Genomic DNA, 26,314 nt, shown 5'->3' on the forward strand with positions numbered 1-26,314 from the left:
GCGGGACGCCGAGCCCTTAAGGTTCGGCCTCCCGCACAATTACTTACGTCGCTTGACCAGTCCCAGCCGGATCAGGCTTTCGCCCGTGGCAATCAAAGCATCTTCGCGCGAGCGTGGCGCCCAGCCGAGCACGCGCACCGCCTTGGCGTTGGTGGCGTTCTTGATCTTGCCCAGTTCCGTTGCGAGTTGGGCCGCTTCCGGATTGAACAGCCCGATGATGCGCACCAGCCAATCGGGAAACTCCCGCGTCGAGACGCGCGACGCCGCCGGCCCGAGCCGCGTCGTCAGGGTCTGCGCGATCTCGCGGACCGTCATGAAATCGCCGGCGACAGCGAGGAACCGTTCGCCCTTGGCGGCGGGGTGGGTCATGGCGCGAACATGCAGATCCGCCACGTCGCGCGCGTCGACGACGCCGAAGGACAGGCGCGGCAGCCCAGGCACGGCGCCGTTCAGCATGCGCTGGACAAATTCGGTCGAGGTCGAATGGTCCGCGCCGAGCACCGGTCCAAAGATGCCAACGGGATTGACGACCGCAAGCTCCAGCGCGCCGCCCTGCTCGGCGATGAAATCCCAGGCCGCGCGCTCGGCGAGCGTCTTGGACTTCACATAGGCGCTGACCTTGCCTGCCGGATCGGTCCAGTTTTCCTCGTTGAAAGGCTGCCCATCCGCGCGCATTTTGCCATAGCCGACGGCCGCGAAGGATGAGGTGAGCACGACGCGCCTGACCCCGGTATCCCGCGCCGCCCGCAGCACGCGCAACGCGCCCTCGCGCGCCGGAAGGATCAGGTCATCCTCATGCGTGGGCACGCCGGGCGGAAAAGGCGATGCGACATGCAGCACGTAATCGCAGCCGGCCACCGCCGCCGGCCAGCCTGCGTCGGCCATCAGATCGGCATGGGCGAATGAAAGGGCGTCACCGGGCTCCGTGCCACCTGCCTTGAGCATGGCGAGCACATCGGCTTCGCGCCTGGCCGATCGCACGGAGGTGCGGACGCGGTAGCCGGCCTTCAACAGTTCGAGGATGCAGTGAGCGCCGAGGAAGCCGGACCCGCCGGTGACCAGCACCAATTCGCCGCTCATATTAGCCTCCTCGACGATTTATCCCTTCGAGACCCCTCAGATCGCCACCTGCGTGCCGATCTCGACCACACGTCCGGTCGGGATCTGGAAATACTCCGTCGCATCGGCCGCCGAGCGGGCGAGCCCGATGAACAGCTTGTCCTGCCACACCGGCATGCCGGAATTGGGCGATGCCTTGAGCGAGCGCCGCGACAGGAAGAACGAAGTCGTCATGATGTCGAACTTCCAGCCCTGCTTGCGGCAGATCGCCAGCGCGCGCGGAATGTTGGGCTGCTCCATATAGCCGAAGGTCAGCGTCACCCGCATGAACAGCTCGTTGACTGTCTCCATCTTGACCCGCTCGCTGTCGGGCACCAGCGGCTGCGGTGCGGTGACCACCGACAGAATGACGTTCTGCTCGTGCAGCACCTTGTAGTGCTTCAGGCTGTGCATCAGCGCTGTCGGCGCGCTTTGCGGATCGCTGGTCAGGAACACGGCGGTGCCGGACACCAGCTGCGGCTTCTTCTTCAGCAGATTGCCGGCGAGGAAATCGAGCGGGATTTCGTTGCGCCGGGTCTTGTCGAACAGATAGCGGCTGCCGCGCACCCAGGTCCACATCGCCAGAACGATGGTGAAGGCCACCGCAAGCGACGCCCAGCCGCCCTCGAACACCTTCACGATGTTGGAGGCGAAGAAGCCGATGTCGATGAAGCCGAACACCGCCGTCATGGCGACCGCCACCCACAGCCGCCATTTCCAGATGCGCGTCATGACGACGAACAGCAGCACCGTCGTCACCAGCATGTTGCCGGTCACCGAGATGCCATAGGCGGAGGCCAGCTTGCTCGATTCGCCGAAACCGACGACCAGCAACATCACCGCCAACGCCAGCAAAACATTGACGCGGGGCATGTAGATCTGGCCCGACTGCCGTTCCGACGTGTGCAGGATTTCGAGGCGCGGCAGCATATTGAGCTGCACCGCCTGCCGGGTCAGCGAGAAGGCGCCGGAGATGACCGCCTGGCTGGCGATAACCGTCGCCGCGGTTGCCAATACCACCATCGGGATCAGCGTCCAGCCTTCGTTCATCTCGAAGAATGGATGGCCGACGTGACCGTTCTTCGCCAGCACGAAAGCGCCCTGCCCGGCATAGTTTAGCAGTAGGCAGGGAAACACGATGGCCAGCCAGGCGAGCACGATGGGCTTGCGGCCGAAATGGCCGAGATCGGCATAAAGCGCTTCGGCGCCGGTGACGGCGAGGAAGATGGCGCCGATGGTGACGAAGGCGACATCGGGCGAATTGATCAGGAAGGCGACGATGTAGTGCGGGCTGACCGCCCACAGGATTTCGGGATCGGCGATGATGTGGTTCAAGCCCGAAAGACCGATAGCCAGGAACCAGACCGCCGTGATCGGGCCAAAGATCAGCGCCACACCGCCGGTCCCGAAGCGCTGCACCGAAAACAGGATCGCCAGGATGACCAGCGTCAGCGGCACGACGTAGGGCTGGAAGGTCGGGGTAACGACATTCATGCCTTCAACCGCCGAAAGCACCGAGATTGCCGGCGTGATGACGGCGTCACCGAAGAACAATGACGCGCCGACAACACCGATGGCCAGGATGATCGCCGAGCGGGTCGGGAAACTGCCGCGCGCCAGCGCCATCAGCGACAGCACGCCGCCCTCGCCTCGGTTGTCGGCTCTGAGCACGAACATGATGTATTTGATGGTGACGATAATCGTCAACGACCAGATGATCAGCGACAGCACGCCCAGAATATCGCCGCGCTCGGCGATTTCGCCGCCGGAGGACGCAACAAGCGCTTCCCGGAAGGCGTAGATCGGGCTGGTGCCGATGTCGCCATAGACCACACCGAGCGCGCCCAGCATCAGAACTTTGGTGCTGTGCTGTTCGATTTCGGGATGGCTCGATTGTTCGACGGGTTCTGCCTCAATACCAGCATTGGTAAGGGCCATGGACGACACTCCGATAAGCGCGCGGTGCTCTACGCTTGCTGCGATGCAATATCAAGTGCCGTGACGGTAGGGCTACCATGTTCCCAGCGCAGGGCTTGCCCCGCAATGACCGGTGCGTGGCGTCAAAGGCTGCCGGAAACCTCAGATCGCCACCTGCGTGCCGATCTCGACCACACGTCCGGTCGGGATCTGGAAATACTCCGTCGCATCGGCCGCCGAGCGGGCGAGCCCGATGAACAGCTTGTCCTGCCACACCGGCATGCCGGAATTGGGCGATGCCTTGAGCGAGCGCCGCGACAGGAAGAACGACGTCGTCATGATGTCGAACTTCCAGCCCTGCTTGCGGCAGATCGCCAGCGCGCGCGGAATGTTGGGCTGCTCCATATAGCCGAAGGTCAGCGTCACCCGCATGAACAACTCGTTGACTGTCTCCATCTTGACCCGCTCGCTGTCGGGCACCAGCGGCTGCGGTGCGGTGACCACCGACAGAATGACGTTCTGCTCGTGCAGCACCTTGTAGTGCTTCAGGCTGTGCATCAGCGCTGTCGGCGCGCTTTGCGGATCGCTGGTCAGGAACACGGCGGTGCCGGACACCAGCTGCGGCTTCTTCTTCAACAGATTGCCGGCGAGGAAATCGAGCGGGATTTCGTTGCGACGGGTCTTGTCGAACAGATAGCGGCTGCCGCGTATCCAGGTGGTCATGATCAGCCCCATGAGGCAGGCAACGGATATTGACACCCATCCGCCTTCCACGATCTTGACGACATTCGCCAGGAAGAAACCCATGTCGATGGTGCCGAACAGCAGCGCCAATGCCAGGGCGAGCCCAAGCTGCCATTTCCACAAATTGCGCATGACAACGAACAGCAGAATGGTTGTCATCAGCATCTCGCCGGTCACCGAAATTCCGTAAGCGGAAGCCAGCGAACTCGAGCTGCCGAAGCCGACAACCAGCAGCATCACTCCCATGGTGATGAGCAGGTTGACGCGCGGCATATAAATCTGGCCGCTCTGCATTTCGGACGTGTGCTGCACCTCGATGCGGGGCAGCAGGTTGAGTTGCACTGCCTGACGTGCCAGCGAAAAAGCACCCGAGATCACCGCCTGACTGGCGATCACGGTGGCGGCCGTTGCCAAGCCGACCATTGGCATCAGCGCCCAATCCGGCAACATCTCGAAGAATGGATTGGTCGGCCTGCCGCCATTCGCCAATACAAAGGCGCCCTGGCCGAAGTAGTTGAGCAGCAGGCAAGGAAACACCACGGAAAACCACGCGAGCACGATCGGCTTGCGCCCGAAATGTCCAAGGTCGACATAAAGCGCCTCGGCCCCCGTTACCGCCAGGAACACTGCACCAACGGTCACGAAAGCGGCGGTCGGCGTGCCGGCTAAGTAGGCGATCGCATAATACGGGTTGATCGCCAACAGCACCGAAGGATCATCCATCAGGTGGTAGAGCCCGGAAACGCCGATGGCCAGGAACCATAGCGCCGTCACCGGCCCGAATACTGCCGCCACCTTCCCCGTGCCGAAGCGCTGCACGGAGAACAGAAATGCCAGGATGACCAAGGTGATCGGAACGACATAGGCCTCCAGCGTCGGTGTCACCACTTCCAGGCCCTCAACTGCCGACAGCACGGAAATGGCCGGAGTTATGATAGCGTCTCCGAAAAAAAGCGACGCCCCGCAAAGTCCGATGCCGAGGATAAGCTTGGCGCCTTTTGGATAGGCGCTGCGCGCCAGCGCCATCAGGGACAGCGTGCCGCCCTCGCCCTTGTTGTCGGCGCGAAGCACGAAAGCGACGTATTTTATGGTGACGATAATCGTCAGCGCCCAGACGATCAGCGACAGCACGCCAAGGACATCTATACGCGTGTCGGTACCAGGCGAAGCGTGAAGCGCCTCGCGGAAGGCATAGATCGGGCTGGTGCCGATATCGCCATAGACGACGCCAAGCGCGCCCAGCATCAGAACTTTGGTGCTGTGCTGTTCAGTGTGGGAGTGGTTCGGTTGTTCGACGGGTTCAGCCTCGCTACCGATGCTGGAAAGAGCCATCGACTACTCCCCGATCATCGTGCGGTGCGCCTTGCTTGCTGTCATGCGATATCACCTTCGACACGAGCCTTCCACCGCTACCAACCGCAAGCCTTCAGAAACCGCCCCACCGTGCCGGCCATGCCATACTCCAACGCATCGGCTGTCAACCCGTGTCCGATAGACACTTCGGCCAATGCCGGAATGCGCTTTGCCAATGCCGGAAGGTTGTTCACCACCAGATCGTGCCCGGCATTGACCTGGAGCCCGGCGGCGAGTGCGGCATCCGCGGTTTTTCCCAATCTTTCCAGCTCCTTCCGCGCCTTGGCGGAATCGGAATGGTAGCTGCCGTAGGGCCCGGTATAGAGCTCGATGCGGTCGGCGCCGGTGTCGCGCGCGGCATTGACGCCGGTGGGATCCGGATCGGAAAACAGCGACACGCGGAAGCCCCCTTTTTTCAGATGCTTGACGATCGGGTTAAGGAACGCCGCCTCGGCGGCAAAGTTCCAGCCATGGTCCGATGTCGCCTGCGCCGGATCGTCGGGCACCAGCGTCACCTGCTCCGGCTGGTGCCTTTCCACAAGCGCCAGAAAATCCTCGGTCGGGTAGCCCTCGATGTTGAATTCCGCCTTGGGAAACTCGTCGTCGATCAGCGCCCGGATCTCCGGCAGGTCGGAATGCCTGGTGTGGCGCTCGTCGGGCCGCGGATGAACCGTCAGCCCGTGCGCGCCGGCCGCCAGCGCCAGGCGGCCGAGCCCGGTGACGCTCGGCCACGGCAGGTCGCGGCGGTTGCGCAGCATGGCGATGGCGTTGAGATTGACCGAGAGTTTCGCGGGCATGGCGTGAGGTCCGGCTGTTTGTGCAGCGCATCTATACTGCCTTTGATGGGAACAGACAGGGGCTTTCGGGTGTTCCAGTGATGACATCTGCTCGCAAGGGGGAACCCAGCCAATGAATTTTCTCCAGTCCGTGCCCGCGATCCGCCGCCTCGAAACCGACCGTGAGGACCTTTTCGCCATCGACGTCGTCGGCCATGTCTCTGCCGCCGACGGCGAAAATCTGTTTGGATTGCTGGAAGCTGCCTACGCGCTGCACCCGAGGATCGATGTCTTGGTGCGGCTGGTCGACCATGAGGGCGTCGACTGGATCGATATGGACGACGAGACGCTGAAACAAGGTACGGTTCATGCGCTAGAGCATATCGCCCGGTGCGCGACGATCGGTGAGCCCGACTGGATAGCGGATGCGCGGAACTTCCTTCCGGCTTCGCCACCCATCGAGTTCAGGCACTTCGCGGCCGAGGATGAAGCGGATGCCTGGCAATGGCTGGGTGCGACGCCACTCAGCCCTGCTGCGCCGGCTGCTACCTGACGCCGGCTATCTAACGCCAGCTATCCAACGCCAGTTATCTAACAATTGTCAGCCGCTCTGCCGCCCGCGTGATGGCGGTATAAAGCCAGCGCTGGCGGGTTTCCTTGAACGCCCAGCTCTCGTCGAACAGCACGACATCGTTCCACTGCGAACCCTGCGCCTTGTGCACGGTCAGCGCGTAGCCATAGTCGAAATCGTCAAAGCGCTTCTTCTGCTGCCAGGGGATATCGGCGTCCGGATCCTCGAAAGCCGACTTGAGCAGCTTGATCTTGGCGACGCCGCGGTCGGGATCGTCCTCCTCGGGCGAGACCAGAAGGTTGATGCCCGGCTTCACCGTTTCGCGCGACGAGGTCATTACCTTCCACAGCGAACCGTTGAGCAGGCCCTTGGCGGGGTCGTTGCGCAGGCAGACCAGCTTGTCTCCGGCCTGCGGATAACCGGCATTGAAACCCTTCAGCTCGCGCAGGCGCTGATTGTAGCGGCGGCGTGTGCGGTTGGTGCCGACCAACACCTGGTCCGCCTTCAGCACCAGCTCCTGGGTGACGTCCCCCTTGCCGATGACCTGCGCGCTGCCGTAGTCGCCGCGCATGAACTCGCGGCCCTCGCGCACGTCGAGCGCCAGCTGGATGATCGGATTGTCGCGCGCCTGGCGGTGGATTTCGGTCAAGAGCACATCCGGCTCATGCTCGGTGAAAAAGCCGCCGCCCGAGATCGGCGGCAGCTGCGCCGGATCGCCAAGCACCAGGATCGGCGTGCCAAAACTCAGAAGGTCGCGGCCAAGCTGCTCGTCGACCATCGAGCATTCGTCGATGACCACCAGCTTCGCCCGTGAAATAGGGCTTTGGCGATTGAGCGAGAAGGTCGGCGACATCGAGGTCTTGCCGGTCACCTCGTCCGACACCGATTCCTCGCCCTTCGGCCGGTAGATCAACGAATGGATGGTGCGGGCATTGACCGCGCCCTTGGAACGCAGCACCTGCGCCGCCTTGCCGGTGAAGGCGGCGAACTGCACCTGCCCGTCGACATGCTCGGCAAAATAGCGCGCCAGCGTGGTCTTGCCGGTGCCGGCATAGCCGAACAGCCGGAAGACCTGCGGCCGGCCCTCTTTCAGCCAGCGCGCCACCGCTTTCAGAGCCTCGTCCTGTTGGGGGGAGAATTCCATCGGTTCGACAGACCGGATTCGCGAGAGAAAGACAAGCTTGGTGCCAACCACCGCTTAAAACGATGGGATTGCCTCACCTTCAACGGGACAAACTAGCAGGCGCAAATGCGAACGTAAAGTGAACATGCAAGCGGATAACGAACGATTTGAATTCAGGCATTTGAACCTAGATCGGGCAATGCCACTATCACGGACATGATCGAGATGCAGATCGGCGCAGACACCTATAAGCGAGGATATTGATGAGGTCGTTCGCAGACAGGCTGATCGGAAAGTCGATAAAGAAGATCGAAATCGGCGAACCTGGTTATGGCATCGTTGTCTCCTTGTCGGATGACGCAGGGTTCGCGATATATACCGAGGTCACGGCCTGTCTGAGCGACGAAAATGCCAGAACCATAGAACGTGTTACCATCAGCGACGAGCAAGTGATCCTCCACTTGGGTGACAACGACTTCGTCGCCATTTCCAAAAACCGTGGCCGCTTCGCCGTCGTTGAGGCGTTTGTCTATGGGGACGACGAAGGCATGGTCGTCGAAAATTAGTTGTATCGGCCGCCAGATTTCAAACACCAACCACAGGCGGACTATATGTTCGCGCCGCCGCCGCTACCTCTGGTCGGCCCGGGATCGTTCTCCAACAAAATCGGCTTGCCGTGCGGAGTTGCATGCGCGGCGCGTTCCCAGGCGGCGGCGAGCGTGTCGACATCGTTTTTGCCGGCGACGCCCTTGGCCGCCAGCAGCGTTTCCAGCGCCGCCAGCCAATGCTCGTAATAATCGTGGCCATCGCTTGCGGCGCCCGGCTTCTTCACTTGCGCCGACAGCGCATCGGCCCATTCGCTCCACGAAAACAGGCCCTTGTCATGCAGCGCCACCGTCATGGCGAAGGCTTCGGCCTGCCAGGGTTCGGCGAATACCGGTTCGTCCAGACCCGCCGGCAGTGCACCTTCAGGCCGGCTCAAGATAGCTCTCCCAGGCGTCGATGGAGACGGTCAGCGTCGGGTCGGCGCCCTCGCCCCAGATTTCCGAGCCATCGAAGACCACGGTATAGACCCATTGCGGATTTTCACCGTTGCCATGCGCGTTGCTGTCGGGGAACACAAAACCGTCACGCACGGCCTCGATAACTCCGTGCTTGCCGCGCGCATAACGCGGCAGCCTCGTGTGGGCGGTGGGATTGAAATTCCTTGTCTGCACCGGGTCGCCGGCCTTGAAGCGCGGCGCCGTCTCGACCGGCCGGTCGCAGGGACTGCCCTTGGCCAGCACCGCCGGAACGTTTTCGGCCTTCAACACCCTTTTGGGCGTCGCCGCCGGATCGACCGCCCGACCTTCCGTCAGATCGCGCTCGCTGACGAAGCCATGGCGCTTCAGCAGCACCTCGAGCGCTTTGATCCATATCTGGTAGTAGCTTGAGGAATAATAGACGGCCGGATGCAGCGATTCCCTGGCGTGCCGGCTCTCGTCGATGTTCCACGCGCCCATGGCGCCGGCAGTCAGCGTGACGCCGAGCGCCCGCCTTTCCCAATCCGCATGAAAATACGGTTCGTCCTTTTCGGGCGCGACCGGCCCGAAACCCATCTGCCCACCGAGATCCTGCGGCCCGTTCATGCCGGTACCTTCTTTGTCCCGGGTTCTTTGGCCACCGCCGTGCCGATCATGGCATCGCGGCTGACCAGTTCGGCGAGTTGGTCCTCGCTCCAGCCTTCGGTACCGTCAGGCCGCATCGGCACCACGAGATAGCGCAGTTCGGCGGTGGAATCCCAGACGCGGATCTTTTTCTCCGCCGGCAAGGTCAGCCCGAACTCCTCCAGCACGCCGCGCGGATCGATAACCGCCCGCGAGCGATAGGGCGGCGCCTTGTACCAGACCGGCGGCAGCCCGAGCACCGACCACGGATAGCAGGAGCACAGCGTGCAGACGACGAGGTTGTGCGTCTCGTCGCTGTTGAACACCGCCTGCATGTGCTCGCCCTGGCGGCCGCTATAGCTCAGCGAAGCGATCGCTCCCGTCGCATCGCGCTTCAGCCACTCGGCATAGGCCGGATCGCTCCAGGCTTTCGCCACCACCCTGGCGCCGTTGCGCGGCCCGATCTTGGTCTCGTAGGTGTCGACGATGACGTCGATCGCCGCCGGATCGATCAGGCCTTTTTCGGTGAGGATGGTCTCCAGCGCGCGCACGCGCGCCGCAAACGGGTCGAGCTCATTGTCGTGGTCATGATCATGGGACATGACCCTCAGATTAGGATCGGCGGCACGCGGCCGCAAGCATGACAGCTTGGGCCACGGGCTATCGCCTATTCGGCGGCGGCCCTTTGCGGCTCGAGCCGATCCTCGGGAGCGAACAGCGAGGCCTGCTCGCCGCTCTCGACCGCATGCAGCTCCGGCCTGTTCTTTTTCCAAGAGAAGAAGCTCACCAGCCAGCCGGAGAAATTCTCGAAATAGACATAGATGACAGGGGTGACGAACAGCGTCAGCGCCTGCGACGCCAGGAGACCGCCAACCACCGCGACACCGAGCGGCTGGCGCAGCTCAGCACTGGCGCCGGTGCCGAGCGCGATCGGGAACGTGCCCATCAGCGCCGCCAACGTCGTCATCATGATCGGCCTGAAACGCATCAGGCACGCCTTGTGTATGGATTCCTTGGCCGACATGCCTTCTCGTCGCAGCTCCAGCGCGACGTCGACCATCATGATGCCGTTCTTCTTGACGATGCCGATCAGCATCAGGATGCCGATCACCGCGATCACCGACAGGTCCATGCCGGCAAAGCGCAGCGCGACCACCGCGCCCAGCACCGCCGAAGGCAGGCCGGTCAGAATGGTCAGCGGATGGATAAAGCTCTCATAGAGGATGCCGAGTACGATATAGATGGTCAGAACGGCGCCGCCGATCAGCAGGCCCTGATTGGCCAGCGAATCCTGGAAGGTCTTGGCGGTGCCGGCAAAGCTGGTCGAAATCGCCGGCGGCATGCCGATCTGCTCCTTCAGCGCGGCGATGCGGGCCGTGCTGTCGCCCAGCGCCACGCCTTGCGGCAGGTTGTAGGAGATGGTCACCGCCGGCAGCTGGCCGAGCTGGTTGACCGTCAGCGCGCCGGCGGTGCGGTCGACGCGGGCAAAGGCGCCGAGCGGCACCAGGCTGCCGCTTGCCGTCCTGACCTGGATGGCCAGCATGCGCTCGGGCGACCATTCGATGTTGGGATCGAGCTCCATGATGACTTCGTAGCTGTCGGCCGAGCCGAAGATCGTCGAGACCTGCTCCGTGCCGAAGCCGCCATAGAGACTGGAGCGCAGCGTGTCGGTGTCGATGCCGAGCGACGCCGCCTTGTCGCGATCGACCACCAGCGTCGCCTGCAATGAATTGTTCTGCAGATCGCTGGTGACGTCGGTGAAATTCGCATGATCGGCCGCCATCGCATCGTTGAGCTTTTGCGCCCATGTGTCGGTCAGGCCGGTATCGAGGCCCTGAACGACGAGCTGGTAGGCGCTGGCGGAAGAACGCGCGCCAAGTCGCAGGTTCTGCACCGGCTGCATATAGGCATCGATCCCCGGCACGACGGCCAGCTGCCGCCGCAGATCCGACAGCACCTTATCGATGTCGGGGCGCTGGCTCTTGTCCTTCAGCTGCACATAGAGCTGGCCCTGGTTCAGCGCATTGTTGCCGCCGCCGGCTGACCAGGCCACATGCGAGACATAGGGCGAACGCGAGAAGACACTTGCCGCCTGGTTCTGCAGCTTGACCATGGCGTCGTAGGAGATGTCCTGCCTGGCGATCGTCGTCACCGAGATCTGGCCGATATCCTCTTGCGGGAAAAAGCCTTTCGGCGAGACTTCGATCAGCCACACCGACCCTGCCGCCGTGCCGACAAAAACGAGGAACACCAGGAAAGTGTGGCGCAGGCAGAATGTCAGAAGCCGATCATAGCCGCGGGTGACGAAGTCCTGCTTGTGGCCGGGGGCGTGCTTGTCGCGATCGGCCTTGGTCACCGACAGCAGCCTTGAGCACAGCATCGGCGTCAGCGTCAGCGAGACGAACATCGAGGCAAGGATCGCGACCGTCACCACGACGGCGAATTCGTTGAAGATGCGGCCGATGACGCCGCCCATTAGAAGCACGGGGATGAACACCGCCACCAGCGAGATCGAGATCGAGATGATGGTGAAGCCGATTTCGCGCGCGCCCTTCAGCGAGGCATCGAAGGCCGAGAGACCGTCCTCCTCCATGTGGCGAAAGATGTTTTCCAGCATGACGATGGCGTCGTCGACGACGAGGCCGACTGCGAGCGTCAGTCCCATCAGCGAGATGTTGTCGATGGAAAAGCCGAACAGGAACATGGCGCCGAGCGTCGCGATCAGCGAGATCGGCACCGCCACGGCCGGAATGATGGTTGCGGTCACCCGGCGCAGGAAGACGAAGATCACCGTCACCACCAAAGCGATCGTCAGAAGCAGCGTGAACTGGACGTCGTCGACGGCCTGGCGGATCGAGGTCGAACGGTCGTTGAGCAGCTTGATGTCGGCGGCGGCCGGCATTTGGTCCTTGAACGACGGCAGCATCGCCTTGACCTTGTCGACGACGTCGACGGTGTTGGCGTCGGGCTGGCGCTGCACCGCCAGGATGATGGCGCGCGTGCCGTCATACCAGCTTGCAGTCGTCGTGGTCTCGACCGAGTCGATGACGCGGGTCACCTCGCCCAGCCGCACCGGATGGCCGTTCTTGGTGGCGATGATGAGGTTGGAGAACCCGGCGGCATCGGTGAGCTGCGTATTGGCCGTGATGGTCAGCTGCTGCTTGTCGTTCTGCAACACGCCAAGCGGCGTGTTTGAGTTGGCCGAGGCGATCGCCGTCTGCAGCTGATCGATCGAAATGCCGCGCGCGGCAAGTGCGGTCGGATCGATCTGCACGCGCACCGCATATTTCTGCTGGCCGAAGATCGACACCTGCGCCACGCCGTCGATGGTCGACAGCGAGGGCGAGATGACGTTTTCGGCGAAGGCGTCGAGGTCGGTGAGCGGAACCGTGTCGCTGACCAGCGACATCAAAAGGATCGGCGCGTCGGCCGGATTGACCTTGCGATAGCTCGGCGGCGCCGTCATCTCGGGCGGCAGCTGGCGCTGCGTGCGCGCGATCGCTGCCTGCACATCGGCGGCGGCAGCGTCGATATCCCTGTTGAGCACGAACTGGATGGCGATCGAGGTGCGTCCCAGCGAATTGCTGGTCGAGATCGAATCGATGCCGGCAATGGTGGCGAACTGCTTGATCAGCGGCGTCGCCACCGAAGTGGCCATGGTTTCGGGCGAAGCGCCGGCCAGGGTGGCCGAGACGTTGACGACCGGGAATTCGGCGCTCGGCAGCGCCGCCACCGGCAGGAACTTGTAGGCGAACAGCCCGCCCAGCACGAGGGCGAACGACATCAGCAGCGTGGCGACAGGCCTGCGTATGCAGAATTCGGAAATCATTGGGCAGCCGCCTTGCCGGCCTCGGCGACCTTGGGAGCAGCTTGATCACCGCCGGCCGCCTTGCCTTCGTGAATGGCGGCGCCGTCCTTCAGCCTGGTCTGGCCCTCGACCACCACCTTCTCGCCTGATTTGACGCCCTCGCTGATGGCGCTGTTTTCGCCTTCGGTCAGCGCCACCTGCACCGGTCGCATCTCGACCGTGTTGTCGGGCTTGACGACATAGACGAACGGTCCCTTTTGGCTGGGCTGCACGGCAACGGTCGGGATGGATGTCATCTGCGGCATGATGCCAGCGTCGAGCACGACATTCACATATTGGCCGGGCCACAGTGAAAGATCGGCGTTGGGAATGCTCGCCCGTGTCGCGATGGTGCCGGACGCGGTGTCGACGCTGGAATCGACGAAGTCGAGCGTGCCGTTGCCGATCGGCGTCGGATCGCCATCCTTGGTCAGCGTCACCGCGCCTTGCTGCGGGTTGGCCAGCGCCTTGTGCAGCAGCGCCAGGTTGCTCTCCGGCAGGTTGAAGTTGACTTGCAGCGGATCCATCTCGGTGATCGTCACCAGCGGCGTGGCCGTGCTCGAGTTGCCGTTGCTCAAGGTGACGAGGTCACCGACCGAAACGTTGACCGCGCCCAGCCGGCCGGCAATCGGCGCCTTGATGCTGGCAAAGCCGAGCTGGACATTGTCGGCGTCGATCGTCGCCTTGTCGGCATCGACCGTCGCCGCGGCAGCCTTTTGCGCCGCCACCGCCTGATCGTAAGTCTGCTGCGTGCCGGCCTGCTTGGCGACGAGATCCTTGGCGCGCTGAAGGTCGGAGCCCGAACTGGTTAGCAGCGCCTGGTCCTTGGCGAGCGTCGCCTGATCCTTGGCAAGCTGCGCCTTGAGCGCCCTGTCGTCGAGCGAGAACAGCAGGTCGCCGGCCTTCACCATCTGGCCGTCCTTGACGTCGATCGATACGATCTGGCTGGACACGCGGGCGTTGATGTTGACCACGGCCGGCGACGACACGAAGCCGATGGCGTAACGGCGGATCGGAAAATCGGCCGTTGTCGCGGTGGCCGAGACGATCGAGGCCGAACGGGCGGCATTGCCGCCGGCGCCGGATTTGCCCCCTGCCTTGTCGGCCGAAGCCTTGTCCGATCCAGCCGGCTTGTCCGCCGCTGCCGTCTGCCTGGCGCCCGGCAGCATCTGCTGCAGACTGCTCATCGCCGCCGGCGAAAAATAGACCCATGCCGCGGCGACACAGGCCGCTGCCACCACCACCGCCAGAACGACTTTACCGCGCATCGACTAAAAGCCCTATGATCCGACACGCCGAACCCGGTGGTCTCATTCTACGCAATCACGGCGCCTTGCCGCGATCTCGCCGAAGTAGATAGGACGCACATTTGTCGGAAAAGGGCCAAAACACGGCATTACGAAGATTTAATGTGCACTGCACAATGACTATGCAGCCGGCTCAGCAGTCGGAAAACCAGCCAGGATGCGGTTGAGATCTCAGGCGGGATGCGTCTATTTCAGCATCGGCCAGAGCGTCGCCGCCAAGAGCACGCCCATGGCGATGTTGAACCATTTCAGCCGCACCGGATCCGACAGGAACCCGCGCAGCGCTGTGCCGAAACCGGCCCACATCGAGACGCTCGGCAGGTTGACGACGGTGAAGGCGATCGCGATCAGCGCCACCGACAGGAACGGGTGGTCCGGATTGGAGTAGACGGCCATGGCGGTGATCGCCATCACCCAGGCTTTCGCATTGACCCACTGGAATGCGGCTGCCTCGATGAACCGCATCGGCCGTGCCTCCGTCTCACCCTTGCTGGACAGCGAGCGCGACATGGCGATCTTCCAGGCGAGATAGAGCAGATAGGCAGCGCCGGCGATCTTCAATCCGGTGTGCAAGGCCGGAAACGCCGTAAGCACCGCGCCCAGGCCAAAGCCGACAGCAAGCAACAGCACCAGGAAACCCATGCTGATGCCCAGCATATGCGGGATGGTTCTGACCAGGCCGAAATTCACGCCCGACGCCAAGAGCATGAGGTTGTTCGGCCCCGGCGTGATCGAGGTCACGAAGGCGTAGACCAAAAGGGCAAGGAAAGCGTCGAGGGTCATGACGGCTCACAAAGGTCAGCAATGCTGACTTAAATCGACAGAGCGCTGGACGCAACCTCATTCCATTGGTCCAAAGCGCTCCGCCGTGATCCGCCTATCCCGAGCCAGCCAGGCCGGCACAGTCTACCTGCCGTGGGCCCGCGCCGACAACAGGCTGGGAGCGGCGGCGGCCTCCTGACGGCCAGCCACACGCCGCAGGCCTTTGCGCCTCGGCGTGTTCCCGGGAAGCTTCACGCCATGCGCGAGGCCGAGGGCAGCCAGGATGCGGATGAAGAGCCAGCCGAGATCGATCTGCCCGCGTTCCAGGCCGAGCTTTGCGGATTCGGGAAACGCATGGTGATTGCCGTGGAAACTCTCGCCAAAGGTCACCAGGCCGAAACGCGGCAGGTTGTAGCCCTGCACGGCAACGCCATCGACGCGCCAGCCCTGCTGCCCGCTGCGATGTGCGAAATGCCCGACCAGCCAATGCCCGGTCAGCGACACCGAGATCCGCACCGCAATGCCCCAGACCACCCAGCTCCACCCGCCGAGCAGAAAGAAAAGGATCGTCCACGGCAGTTGCTGCAGCATCCAGGTCCGCTCGACAAATCTGTAGAAGCGGTCGTTGCGGATCGACGGCTCGATGACGAAGTCAGGCGGATTGCGCAACGCCACGGCGCAATGCATTTTCCAGAAAGCGTCGGTGAAGAAAGGCCGGCGGTGGGCGTGCAGCTCGTGGCAGGCCGTCTGGCGCTGCGCCCAGTCTCGTATGTCATGCGCATAGATCATGCCGAACGGACCGGCCATGCCGACGAGCGTGCCGAGATAGACCAGCGCGTGTTCGAGCCAGATGTGAACCTTGAACGAGCGATGGATGAGCAGGCGATGCATGCCGACCGAGTGTCCGGCGCAGATCGTCACCGCCGTCGTCGCTACGAACAGGGCGAAAGCGCTCCAGCTGAAGGTCAGCGGCCCGAACACCAACGCAATCAGCGTCATCGCACCGACCCAGATCGACTTGGCCGGCATCCAGACGACCTCGCCATCTTCGGCATCGCTCAGGGCTGCGAGATCATTCTGCCTGTGGATATGGTCTTCATCGGTACCCCTCCTCTGCAGGAAACATTTCCGTACCAAAGAGCCTTGCCTTCCGGCGCGCCGGCGCTTATTTAGGCAATAAGCTAACTATCTACTATTCCGATTTAGGTATTTAGGCAATAGACTAAATACCGGAAGCGAAACGACAGAGGCAGGCGGTGATCGAAGACAATGCAGCGGATGGCGACACGGCTATCGGGGCAAGCAGCGCCATACAGCGCGTGTTCGAGGCGCTGTCATCGCAGCCGAGGCGCAAGATCCTCGCCTATCTCGCCCACTCCTCGCTGACCGCGGGCGAGATCGCGGCGCGCTTCGACATGTCGAAGCCGTCGATCTCGCAGCATCTGAGCATCCTGGAGACGGCCGGCCTCATCGCCAGGGAGCGGCAGGGACAATTCATCCGCTACTCGCTGGTCCAGAACAATCTGGTTAACACGCTGAACGGCTTCGTCCAGGACGTCTGTCCGGTATCACGCCCGATCAAAAGGGAGAGTAAGAATCTGGCGAGCGGCAAGGTCGATCCCAAGCCGGTAAAATAGTTGGACTGAGACTACATCCCCTGCGGGCCCCGGTTCATCGCCGCCACGCCGGTGCGGCAGATCTCGACCAGGCCGAGCGGCTTCATGATGGCGATGAACTGGTCGAGCTTCGAACCCTTGCCGGTAATCTCGAAGATGAAGTGCTCGGTGTTGGCGTCGATGACCGACGCGCGAAAAGCATCCGCCAGACGCAGCGCCTCGACGCGGGCTTCGCCAGTGCCGGCGACCTTGACCAGCGCCAGCTCGCGTTCCAGCGGCCGCTCCTGGCCGAACTCGTGCGAGCGCACGGTGAGATCGACGACGCGGTGCACCGGCACGATGCGCTCGAGCTGATGCTTGATCTGCTCCAGCACATGCGGCGTGCCGCGCGTCACGATGGTGATGCGTGACAGGTGCTTCTCGTGTTCGGTCTCGGAGACGGTGAGGCTCTCGATGTTATAACCGCGGCCGGAAAACAGGCCGATGACCCGGGCAAGCACGCCGGGCTCATTGTCGACCAGAACGGAGAGCGTGTGGTTCTCCGGCTTTTCCGTTTCCTTGGCGATGAAATAGGCGGAGCCGGTCGGTTGAAGCTGTGCGTTCATGACATGAATCTCGATTTCAGACTTTGAGCTAATTCTCTGTTTGCGCACGGCTTCTCGCGACAGCCCTGCCCCGGCTTGGACCTAGACCAGTTCCCTGCCCTTGGCGTCGATGGCGTTGGCCACGGCTTCGTCGGTCGCCTCGTCGGGCAGGAGCATTTCATTATGCGCCTTGCCCGACGGGATCATCGGGAAGCAGTTGGCGAGCGTCGCCACCCGGCAATCGAACAGCACCGGCTTCTTCACCGCGATCATCTCCTTGATCGCATCGTCCAACTCGTCCGGCTTCTCGCAACGAATGCCGTGGCCGCCATAGGCGTCAGCCAGCTTGACGAAGTCGGGCATCGCTTCGGTATAGGAATGCGACAGGCGGTTGCCGTGCAGCAGCTGCTGCCACTGACGCACCATGCCCATATACTGGTTGTTGAGGATGAAGATCTTGATCGGCGCATTGTGCTGCACCGCCGCGCTCATCTCCTGCATGGTCATCTGCACCGAGGCGTCGCCTGCGATGTCGATGACCAGCGCGTCCGGGTGCGCGATCTGCACGCCGAGCGCAGCCGGCAGACCGTAGCCCATCGTGCCCAACCCGCCCGACGTCATCCAGCGGTTCGGCTTCTCGAAATGATAGTGCTGCGCCGCCCACATCTGGTGCTGGCCGACCTCGGTGGTGATGTAGGTGTCCATGTCCTTAGTCAGTTCGTAGAGCCGCTGGATGGCATATTGCGGCATGATCACATCGTGGTTCATCTTGAACGCGAGCGAGTCACGCGCGCGCCATTTGGCGATCTGCTCCCACCAGGGATGGAGCGCCTTCTTGTCGGCCTTGGCGCTCGCCCGCCACAGCCGCACCATGTCCTCCAGCACCCGGCCGACATCGCCGATGATGGGCACTTCCGTGTGCACGTTCTTGTTGATCGACGATGGATCGATGTCGATGTGGATCTTCTTCGAGTTGGGCGAGAAGGCGGTCAGCCGTCCGGTGATGCGGTCGTCGAAGCGCGCGCCGATGCAGATCATCACGTCGCAATCATGCATCGCCATATTGGCTTCATAAGTGCCGTGCATGCCCAGCATGCCCATCCAGTTCTTGCCCGATGCCGGGTAGGCCCCGAGGCCCATCAGCGTCGAGGTGATCGGGAAGCCGGTGAGATCGACCAGTTCGCGCAGCAAATGGCTGGCCTCCGGACCGGAGTTGATGACGCCGCCGCCGGAATAAATGATCGGCTTCTTGGCGCTGGCCATCAGTTCGACGGCGGCCTTGATCTTTTCCAGGTCGCCCTGGACCTTCGGCTGGTAGCTGGTGCGCGGCGCCGCCTGCGGCGGCACATAGATGCCTTTGGCGAACTGCACATCCTTCGGAATGTCGACCACCACCGGGCCGGGGCGGCCGGTCGTCGCGACATGGAAGGCCTCATGGATGGTGGCGGCCAATTCGTTGACGTCCTTCACCAGCCAGTTGTGCTTGGTGCAGGGGCGCGTGATGCCGACCGTGTCGCACTCCTGGAACGCGTCGGAGCCGATCAGCGAAGTCGGCACCTGCCCGGTCAGGCAGACCAGCGGGATCGAATCCATCAGCGCATCCTGCAGCGGCGTCACCGCATTGGTGGCGCCCGGGCCGGAGGTCACCAGCATGACGCCGGCCTTGCCGGTCGAGCGGGCATAGCCTTCGGCCGCATGCCCTGCGCCTTGCTCGTGGCGGACGAGGATATGCTCGACCTCGTCCTGCTGGAAGATTTCGTCATAGATCGGAAGCACCGCGCCGCCGGGATAACCGAAGACATGCTTGACGCCATTGTCCTTCAGCGCCTGCACCACCATTTCGGCGCCAGTCATTTCCCTGTTTGGCATTTCGCGCCGTTCGTTCTGTCCGTTGCTCATCGGTCTGGTCCCGTACTTCTAGCCATGAGGCGATTGCTGGTCGTTTAGTCGTGTTTCGGGCAATAAAAAAGGCCCCCGATGGGAGCCTGTGTGTTGCGCATGGGAGGTTTTCGCCCGGCGGTTACACCGCCTTGCCCACGCGCTTTCCTACGAGAATGAGTGCCTTTTTCATCGTGGCGGACAGTACGAGGGTGAAAGGCAAGGTGTCAACGGGAAAAACGCGCGATGCGAAAGACAAAGCAAGTGGCCCGCCGCCTCTGGTCGGCGGGCCACCGCGGCGCATACGATACCCCTCAATCGCACCGCGCCGGGAACAAGAGCCACTGCCGTGTCACGTCAGGATCAGCACGATCTTGTACGTATCCGGGTCGACGATGACGATGCGCCCGTCGGCCAGCACGAAGTACTCATAGGATTCGTAGGCCGGGACGATCTTGACAATGCGCGCCGGCAGACGGTGCAGGCGCACTTTGTGCCGCGGCACCTCGATGCCGACCGAAATGTCGAAGTCGACGTTCTTCACCGGCTCAACCCTGGTCTCGTGGATGATCTGCGTGACCTGCGTCTTCTGCTCGACGGTCACGTTGTTGATCGAGGCCGTATTGCCCTGGTCGGTCTGGACGTTTGTGTTGCCCTGAGCGTTCTGCTCGGTGGTGGTCCCGGCCTTGCCCTGGGCCTGCTGGTCCGTGCTGGTGCCGGTCTGGCCCTGAGCGTTCTGCTCGGTGCTGGTCCCGGCTTTGCCCTGAGCCTGCTTCTCGGTGCTGGTGCTGGTCTGGCCCTGAGCGTTCTGCTCGGTGCTGGTCCCGGCCTTGCCTTGGGCCTGTTCATCGGTCTTGAGCTTGGCCTTGCCCTGGGCCTGCTTCTCGGTGCTGGTGCCGGTCTGGCCCTGAGCATTCTGCTCGGTGCTGGTCCCAGCCTTGCCCTGGGCCTGTTCATCGGTCTTGAGCTTGGCCTTGCCCTGAGCCTGCTGATCGGTCGTGGCGCCGGCCTGACCCTGAGCATTCTGCTCGGTACTGGTCCCGGCCTTGCCCTGTGCCTGTTCATCCGTCTTGAGCTTGGCTTTGCCCTGAGCCTGCTGATCGGTCGTGGCGCCAGCCTGGCCCTGTGCATTCTGATCGGTCTGTGACTTCATCTTGCCTTGCGCCTGTTCTCCGGCCTTGCCGCCCTTCTGGCAATCGGCCGCGCCGGCGGCGCAGTTGTCGCCACCGCTCGGCTGCACGGCCTGGGTCTGGGCGATCGCGGCGCCGCACCCGACGCCAAGCGCAATCATGCTTGTGATCAACACATGTTTCATCTGCTTTCTCCTTAAAGAGTCGGTCCCTCAGCCTAGCCAACTCTGCCAAAAATACTTTGTTCCACATTTTGTTAATAAAATCGGGCTTCTAAGAAGACCAATAAATGTAGGCAGTAGTTTTGCCAACAATCAGCTACAAATTGCATCAAAAAATTAATGCAACGCAAGATTTTTGCTTTTTTCTGAGCTTGTGATCCCATAGCGATGACACCAGCCTCACAAGCTTAGAAATACTCCCGTCGTCATGACCAGGATGGCTACCCCGAAAACAGGCAAGAGCAACCATCGTGCCTGATGGACGCTGTTGTCCATTAACGCCTCCCACAAGTGCTGATCTCAACGATGCCGAGAACCCTGTGTTCCGCCCTGAGGAGGCTCTAGGACCTCTACAGCCTGGCACCAGACTTTGGTCCCTCTCTTTATAGTCCATTGGCCCGATGACGCCCGGACCGAAGCCCCACGCGGGAACGCAGCCGCGAAAAGCCCGTTCGGCTTGCGGTGTGCATCAACCTCACCAACAACCACCGTATCGGAATCGAGCTCGCGCAAGAAGCATGAGCGTTGCTCGCATGAAGGAGAGAATCATGACGACCATGTACCAGTCGACCGCAATTGCCGGATTCTTGCTGCTCGCGAGCGCGGGCGTAGTTGCTGCTCAAGACGTCATCATCGCGCCGGAGCAGGAAACGGTTGTGCGCGAATACGTGAAAAAGCAGCCCCTTGCGTCGGTGAAGATTCCAGGTGTCGAATTGAACGTGGGGACCGCCATTCCCGACACGGTGGAACTGCATGAAGTGCCGAGCGTCAAGTATCGCTACGTTGTGGTCGACGGGCGAACCGTGCTGGTCGACCCCGGCACGCGGAAGATCGTCAAGATCATACAGTAACGCTGATCCCACCGCCGTTCCCCGCGGGTGGCGGTGGGATCATGCCCTGAAATTGCGGTTTCCCCGGCAATTCAACCTAGCGCTTGCTCGCACCATCGACCGTTCTAGTTGTAGGATGGCTTAGGATTTTGGCACGGCCAAAGCTCGCGGGGTCGGTTGAGACGTGCGCTACATTGATAGTCTCTATCAAAACTGGAACAGGCTATCGTTGGCTTGGCAGTTCATCATAGTCGGAAGCATTGGGCTGCTGTCGCTGATGCTGGTCGTCGGCCTATGGGTCACCTCGCAAATACGAGATGGAGTGATCCGCAACTCTGCAAGCACGACCGCGCTTTACGTCGACAGTGTCATCGCGCCAATCCTGCCGGACATGCGCAAAAGCCAGCAGCTCAGCGACACCGTTAAACGGGCACTCGATGAAACCCTGGACCAGGGTGCTCTCGGAAAAAAACTGGCGTCCTTCGTGCTTTGGCGGCGTGATGGCAAGGTGCTGTACGCCAAAGACGCGGCTCTTATCGGCCAGACCTTCGAGCCAAATGCGAACTTGCTGCATGCGTTCGGTGGAAACGTGGTGGCGCAATTCAATGATCTGGACGAAAATGAAAGGAAGGAACGCAAGAGCCCCACCGCCTCGCTGCTCGAGATCTACAATCCGGTTCGAGAGCCGTGGTCGGGCGATGTTGTGGCCGTTTCCGAGTTCTACGAGATAGCCGACGATCTTCAGGGCACTTTAAACTCGGCACTATGGTCGAGCTGGCTGCTCGTGGCTGGCGCGACCGCGGTCGCCTTGGCGATGCTCTCGGGAATCGTGCTTCGCGGCAGCAGCACTATCGAAACGCAGCGTTCAGCGCTTGAGACACAAGTGGCCGAACTTCAGTTGCTTTTGGAGCAGAATTCCGCTTTGCGGGAGCGCGTCCAGCAGGCGTCGCGCCGCGCAACGGCAATCAACGAGCGTTACTTGCGCCGCATTGGGTCTGATTTGCATGACGGTCCAGCTCAGCTCGTCGCACTGGCTGCGCTGCGCATGGACAGCCCTCTGCTGCTCGATCCCGCCGCATCCCCAAGCCACCGCAAGACCGAGATCGCCGATATCCATCATACGTTGGACGAGGCGATGCGGGAGATCCGCGCCATCTGCACCGGCCTCGTACTGCCACAGATCGAAGCTTCGACAGTCGCGGAGATATTGCGGCTTGCGGTTGCCGAACATGAACGCCGGACGGCCTCTTCCGTATCGCTTTCACTGCCATCTCGCCTGCCCGACCTGGGGACGTCCGAGAAAATAAGCATCTTTCGCTTCGCGCAGGAGGGGCTGAACAATGCCTGGCGACACGGTCTGGGCAAGGGGCAGGCTGTCAAGGCGCGAGTGACGCAGGGCAAGCTCCTCATTCAAGTGCTTGATCGCGGCCCTGGATTCCAGTCGGGATCGTGTGAAGGACTTGGACTCGCCGGTATGAGGGAACGTATCGAGAGTATCGGAGGTCACTTCGAGACCTTTTCGAGCCCCAGGGGGACCCGGCTGACGATAACGCTCAACATCGAGGACCAGAAATGACCGCTCCCATAAGGATTGCCATTGTTGATGATCATCCGCTGTTTCGCGAGGGTGTGGCTCGCAGCCTCGCCGAAATCGGCGGCTTCGAAGTCGTTGGTGCGGGCGAAACCGCGACGGATGCCGAACAGCTTGCGGCCTTGGCAAATCCCGACATATTGCTGCTCGACATCAGTTTGCCGGGAGGGGGTCTGGCGGCAGCGGAAAATATTCTTGCAACTCAGCCTGACTGCAAGATCGTCATGCTCACCGTCTCGGAGGCGAACGCCGATTTGGCAACGGCGCTCAGGCTGGGCGTACGCGGATATGTGCTGAAAGGGATTGGGGCGGCATCGCTGGCCGAGGTGCTGACTTATATAGCCGCAGGAAAAAAATATGTTTCGCCGACCCTGTCAGCGCAGCTTTTGAATGAACTGATCCGGCCGGAAAAGCGCACAACCGATCTCGTTGCCAATCTCTCGGGACGCGAGCTTGGGATAATCTCCTTGGTAGGCGAAGGACTGAGCAATAAAGAAGTCGCCAAACGTCTCAACCTGCAGGAGAAAACGGTAAAACACCACATGACTCGGATATTTCAAAAGCTAAAGGTGCGAAACCGCACCGAAGCAGCCATTCTTATGCACGCGCCCAAAACGGGTCTTGTATAGGGAGATCGGGGCTTGTCTGAAGGTCGGATGCTGGTTGGCGAACCAACAGTTACAGCCCTTTCAGACGAGCAATGTCGGAGGCCCTTACGGCGCGTTCGACAATTGTCCTTCCAAGCGGATCCTTCATAGTGAAGCGGCCGGCCTCGATGCTTTCGCTGAATCCATCGCGATGCACGACCTGGATTTTGGCGCCCTGTACCGTCACCGTGTCGCCAGCGGCATTGACTTGGCTACTGGGAGCTTGGCTACCGGCGGCGTTGTCGCCGGCACCATTTTTTCCCTTTCCGTTGGCGTTGCCATTCCCGGCGTTGCCGCCTGAGCCATTACCGTTACCACTACCGTTGCCACCACCGTTACCATTGCCATTGTTTCCGCTCTTGGCGCTGGCAGCGGCGAATTCGATCTTGTAACCGTCGACATGGCTCAACCGCAGACCAAGCACCGGCATCGTCACCGCAACCGCCGCGAATACGCGCAAGCTAAAGTACGCCCGGCGACGCACGGATGAAAACAGGGGCTGCCTTTCTCCATTCATGCCACCATCACATCATGATGTGTCACGGTATTCAAGAATGAACAGCCCAAAATTGCGGCTCACAAACGCTGAGGAAACTCTCCTTTCGTGCTTGCAGCTCGATTCTCAGACCTTCGTCTGAGTCAAATATACACCGAAGTCTGACCTACTGATCTTGGGCCGCGCCGACGGATGTCGCAATAAAATCCGCGGTGACAAGGCTCGTCACCGGTAGGGATCGGCAGCGAGGCGCGAGCGCCTGCGCACGCAGACGCTCGCGGCAAGTCTGCGGCGGCATACGGTTAGCGCATGTTTGCCGTCGAAACGGTGCATATGCCGTTCCTTCCCCGGATTGCGATCAGGCGCGATTGGCGAAGTCGCGGACAACCCGCTGCAGCAGCGGCATGTAGTCGCGAAATGCCCGGGTCTTCATGTTGGCGATCTTGCCGGCCTCGTCCCAGATGCGAACCCGCACCGCTTCCTCGTGGAACGGGTTCTTGCGGAACTCGGCCACCTCTTCGGCATTCATCGGCCCGCCTTGCAGCGACAGCGTGTGGACCGAGGCCTGCGACAGCCTGCCGAAATAGGTGGGGTCGGTAGCGCAGAGGTAGCGCTTGGCCGCGACATGCAGCCTGACGCATTCGACGATCACCGGTGGAAAGAACGGCGCCAGCACCTCGCCGCCGGCTTCGTCATGATGCTTGTCCTCGACATCGTCGGGCGAATAGGTGCCGAACTCGCTGGTGTAGTGGCCGATATCGTGCAGCAGTGCTGCCGCCACCAGCACATCGGGCGCGCCGTCCTTTTCGGCGAACCAGGCGCCCTGCAACATGTGCTCCGACATGGTGACGGGTTCGCCGAGATAGGATTCAGCCCCTCGGCGTTCGAAAATATCGGCGATGAATTCGACGATGTTGCTCGCGTTCAAATCCTGGCTGCTCATTCCGCTGCTTCCTTGAATTCGTGTTCGATCGCCGACAGCGTCGACAAAAGGCCATCCTTGTCGGCGTAGCAGCCCTGCAGCCAGCGCTTGCCGGCGCCGGAGAACTGCTTGCGGGCATGCATGACGCGGGTGTTGTCGACGATGAAGGCCTGGCCCGCCTCGAGCTTGAAGGTCACTTCGAAGGACGGATCCTCGATCAGTTCGGCAAACCGGCGATAGGCGGCGTAGTAGGCCTCCATCTCCGCGAACGGCACATCGACGGTCGGCGCCAGCGAGCGGTTGTTGAAGCGGATGGCGATGAGTTCGCCATCCGGCCCGAGCTCGATCATCGGCCGCTTGGCCTGCAATCGCACGCCCGACGAGCCGGCATATTCGAAGCGCGCCGGGTATGAACTCAACAGCCGGAAGCCTTCGGGGTTTTCGGCCTGCAGCGCGGCCGCCACGGCAAAACCATCGACGACGCTGGATTCGCCGCCCTCGACCGTGTTTTCGATACACGACAGGATCTGCAAGGTCGGCACCGGATCACGATAGGGGTTGTCGGTATGCGCCTGCAGGCCAAGATTGGTGTAGGCCAGATTGGTTGGATTGACCTCGGCGCGCACCTCGAACCAGCGGCCGTAATTGGTCTCCCTGATATAGCCGAACAGATCGGACACTTTGCACAGCGCCCCGGATTCGGCCGGCAGATCGTCCATCACCGCGAAGCCGTAGGTCTTCACCGCCGACAGCCATTGCCGCAAGACGGCGCGGTCGCGGCTGGCCGCGACATAGCCGGCGCGCGGCACCGAATTCTGCATAGAGGCCCTGGTCCATCGCACGGTGCCCTCGCCTGTCCAGCCGGGCTGTCGGGCGGCATCGCGGTCATAGGCATTGGCGCTCAGCCATGCCGCAGGAAAGCGCACCGTCTTTCCCTCCGGTTCGAAACTGACTTCAAGCGCATCGCCCTTGATCGCGGCTGCGCCGATCCGCGTTTGCGCCGGAATGTCGAGAATGGTGATCAGCCGCTGGCCGTTGCCGGCGCTGCGCGTCTTGTCGTCGAGCGCATTGTCGCGCAACCACATGGCGTGAAAGCGAGTGCGCGCGCCGTCCTTCCAACCGAGGTCGATCGTTCTTCCTTCGTCGCCGATCAGCGCCTGGGTAAGCATGGAGATCCGTTCCTGTCCGCTGCGCCCCGCAGCCAACTCCGCAGGGTTTCCGGTTGCATCGTGATGATGTCGAAGGCATAACTCAA

The 26,314-nt window shown here is 61.9% G+C and carries 23 protein-coding genes and 1 pseudogene; 6 read left to right on the forward strand and 18 right to left on the reverse strand.

Annotated elements, in window-relative coordinates; all coding sequences use genetic code 11:
* Positions 1-39: 39 nt before the first annotated feature.
* From NKI96_RS22005 to NKI96_RS22020, 4 genes are all read right to left on the reverse strand, one after another.
* A complete protein-coding gene (locus NKI96_RS22005; protein WP_352806136.1) occupies positions 40-1,080 on the reverse strand; it encodes an SDR family oxidoreductase in 1,041 nt (346 codons plus the stop codon).
* Positions 1,081-1,116: 36 nt separating this feature from the next.
* Positions 1,117-3,036, reverse strand: coding sequence for a potassium transporter Kup (locus tag NKI96_RS22010; RefSeq protein WP_023815543.1), 1,920 nt, complete (start codon positions 3,034-3,036; stop codon positions 1,117-1,119).
* A gap of 141 nt (positions 3,037-3,177) precedes the next feature.
* Positions 3,178-5,091: a potassium transporter Kup gene (locus tag NKI96_RS22015; protein ID WP_352806139.1), complete on the reverse strand. Its 1,914-nt coding sequence runs from the start codon at positions 5,089-5,091 to the stop codon at positions 3,178-3,180.
* A 77-nt stretch (positions 5,092-5,168) separates the two neighbouring features.
* A complete protein-coding gene (locus tag NKI96_RS22020) occupies positions 5,169-5,909 on the reverse strand; it encodes a pyridoxine 5'-phosphate synthase (protein WP_352806142.1) in 741 nt (246 codons plus the stop codon).
* Positions 5,910-6,021: 112 nt separating this feature from the next.
* On the opposite strand from NKI96_RS22020, the gene NKI96_RS22025 reads away from it, so the two are divergent.
* Entirely contained in the window at positions 6,022-6,441 is a 420-nt protein-coding gene (locus tag NKI96_RS22025) for a SpoIIAA family protein (RefSeq protein ID WP_023682069.1), read from the forward strand.
* A gap of 34 nt (positions 6,442-6,475) precedes the next feature.
* Here the strand turns inward: NKI96_RS22025 and NKI96_RS22030 are convergent, their stop codons facing one another.
* Entirely contained in the window at positions 6,476-7,603 is a 1,128-nt protein-coding gene (locus NKI96_RS22030; RefSeq protein ID WP_352806145.1) for an ATP-dependent DNA helicase, read from the reverse strand.
* A 242-nt stretch (positions 7,604-7,845) separates the two neighbouring features.
* Here NKI96_RS22030 and NKI96_RS22035 point away from each other — a divergent pair, with 242 nt between their 5' ends.
* The gene (locus NKI96_RS22035) at positions 7,846-8,148 is read left to right on the forward strand and encodes a hypothetical protein (RefSeq protein ID WP_023668360.1); all 303 of its coding nucleotides are present in this window, start codon (positions 7,846-7,848) and stop codon (positions 8,146-8,148) included.
* 41 nt (positions 8,149-8,189) lie between these two features.
* On the opposite strand, the gene NKI96_RS22040 is transcribed toward NKI96_RS22035, so the two are convergent.
* The 7 genes and pseudogenes from NKI96_RS22040 to NKI96_RS22070 all read right to left on the reverse strand — a co-directional run bounded on the left by NKI96_RS22040 (position 8,190) and on the right by NKI96_RS22070 (position 16,244).
* Entirely contained in the window at positions 8,190-8,564 is a 375-nt protein-coding gene (locus tag NKI96_RS22040) for a nitrile hydratase accessory protein (RefSeq protein WP_023735937.1), read from the reverse strand.
* A complete protein-coding gene (gene nthB, locus NKI96_RS22045) occupies positions 8,551-9,210 on the reverse strand; it encodes a nitrile hydratase subunit beta (protein ID WP_352806148.1) in 660 nt (219 codons plus the stop codon). Before nthB ends, NKI96_RS22040 begins: the two co-directional genes overlap by 14 nt.
* Positions 9,207-9,830: a nitrile hydratase subunit alpha gene (gene nthA, locus NKI96_RS22050; RefSeq protein ID WP_023668357.1), complete on the reverse strand. Its 624-nt coding sequence runs from the start codon at positions 9,828-9,830 to the stop codon at positions 9,207-9,209. Before nthA ends, nthB begins: the two co-directional genes overlap by 4 nt.
* 65 nt (positions 9,831-9,895) lie before the next feature.
* Positions 9,896-13,057 carry an efflux RND transporter permease subunit gene (locus NKI96_RS22055; protein WP_352789981.1) on the reverse strand — a complete coding sequence of 1,054 codons (3,162 nt, stop codon included), beginning with the start codon at positions 13,055-13,057 and terminating at the stop codon, positions 9,896-9,898.
* Positions 13,054-14,343: an efflux RND transporter periplasmic adaptor subunit gene (locus NKI96_RS22060; protein WP_023688076.1), complete on the reverse strand. Its 1,290-nt coding sequence runs from the start codon at positions 14,341-14,343 to the stop codon at positions 13,054-13,056. The genes NKI96_RS22055 and NKI96_RS22060 overlap by 4 nt, the downstream gene beginning before the upstream one ends.
* Positions 14,344-14,568: 225 nt before the next feature.
* Positions 14,569-15,165, reverse strand: coding sequence for a LysE family translocator (locus tag NKI96_RS22065; RefSeq protein WP_023688075.1), 597 nt, complete (start codon positions 15,163-15,165; stop codon positions 14,569-14,571).
* A 123-nt stretch (positions 15,166-15,288) separates the two neighbouring features.
* Positions 15,289-16,244, reverse strand: a pseudogene (locus NKI96_RS22070) (acyl-CoA desaturase).
* Positions 16,245-16,400: 156 nt separating this feature from the next.
* On the opposite strand from NKI96_RS22070, the gene NKI96_RS22075 reads away from it, so the two are divergent.
* Positions 16,401-16,781 carry a metalloregulator ArsR/SmtB family transcription factor gene (locus NKI96_RS22075; protein WP_023702997.1) on the forward strand — a complete coding sequence of 127 codons (381 nt, stop codon included), beginning with the start codon at positions 16,401-16,403 and terminating at the stop codon, positions 16,779-16,781.
* Between the two features lie 11 nt (positions 16,782-16,792).
* Here NKI96_RS22075 and ilvN read toward each other — a convergent pair whose 3' ends face one another.
* The 3 genes from ilvN to NKI96_RS22090 form a co-directional block, all read right to left on the reverse strand.
* Complete coding sequence (ilvN, locus tag NKI96_RS22080) at positions 16,793-17,365, reverse strand: acetolactate synthase small subunit (RefSeq protein WP_023668352.1); 573 nt, start codon at positions 17,363-17,365, stop codon at positions 16,793-16,795.
* Between the two features lie 81 nt (positions 17,366-17,446).
* Positions 17,447-19,243: an acetolactate synthase 3 large subunit gene (locus tag NKI96_RS22085; protein WP_023668351.1), complete on the reverse strand. Its 1,797-nt coding sequence runs from the start codon at positions 19,241-19,243 to the stop codon at positions 17,447-17,449.
* Between the two features lie 331 nt (positions 19,244-19,574).
* Positions 19,575-20,513: a DUF1236 domain-containing protein gene (locus NKI96_RS22090; protein WP_352806153.1), complete on the reverse strand. Its 939-nt coding sequence runs from the start codon at positions 20,511-20,513 to the stop codon at positions 19,575-19,577.
* Between the two features lie 608 nt (positions 20,514-21,121).
* Between NKI96_RS22090 and NKI96_RS22095 the strand changes: the two genes are divergently transcribed.
* The 3 genes from NKI96_RS22095 (at position 21,122) to NKI96_RS22105 (ending at position 23,623) form a co-directional block, all read left to right on the forward strand.
* Positions 21,122-21,424, forward strand: a complete 303-nt coding sequence (locus NKI96_RS22095) for a DUF1236 domain-containing protein (RefSeq protein ID WP_023731684.1) — start codon at positions 21,122-21,124, stop codon at positions 21,422-21,424.
* 163 nt (positions 21,425-21,587) lie between these two features.
* Positions 21,588-22,979: a sensor histidine kinase gene (locus NKI96_RS22100; RefSeq protein WP_023668348.1), complete on the forward strand. Its 1,392-nt coding sequence runs from the start codon at positions 21,588-21,590 to the stop codon at positions 22,977-22,979.
* Positions 22,976-23,623, forward strand: coding sequence for a LuxR C-terminal-related transcriptional regulator (locus NKI96_RS22105; protein ID WP_023668347.1), 648 nt, complete (start codon positions 22,976-22,978; stop codon positions 23,621-23,623). The genes NKI96_RS22100 and NKI96_RS22105 overlap by 4 nt, the downstream gene beginning before the upstream one ends.
* Before the next feature lie 49 nt (positions 23,624-23,672).
* On the opposite strand, the gene NKI96_RS22110 is transcribed toward NKI96_RS22105, so the two are convergent.
* The 3 genes from NKI96_RS22110 to tmpA all read right to left on the reverse strand — a co-directional run bounded on the left by NKI96_RS22110 (position 23,673) and on the right by tmpA (position 26,228).
* Positions 23,673-24,101: a hypothetical protein gene (locus NKI96_RS22110; protein WP_023731683.1), complete on the reverse strand. Its 429-nt coding sequence runs from the start codon at positions 24,099-24,101 to the stop codon at positions 23,673-23,675.
* Positions 24,102-24,495: 394 nt separating this feature from the next.
* Positions 24,496-25,080 carry a (R)-1-hydroxy-2-trimethylaminoethylphosphonate oxygenase gene (tmpB, locus tag NKI96_RS22115; RefSeq protein WP_023707734.1) on the reverse strand — a complete coding sequence of 195 codons (585 nt, stop codon included), beginning with the start codon at positions 25,078-25,080 and terminating at the stop codon, positions 24,496-24,498.
* Positions 25,077-26,228 (reverse strand): 2-trimethylaminoethylphosphonate dioxygenase, encoded by a 1,152-nt coding sequence (tmpA, locus tag NKI96_RS22120; protein WP_023682082.1) that lies wholly within the window; start codon positions 26,226-26,228, stop codon positions 25,077-25,079. The genes tmpB and tmpA overlap by 4 nt, the downstream gene beginning before the upstream one ends.
* Positions 26,229-26,314: the final 86 nt, after the last annotated feature.

It is taken from the genome of Mesorhizobium sp. M0292, assembly GCF_040321695.1.
Taxonomy (GTDB): Bacteria; Pseudomonadota; Alphaproteobacteria; order Rhizobiales; family Rhizobiaceae; genus Mesorhizobium.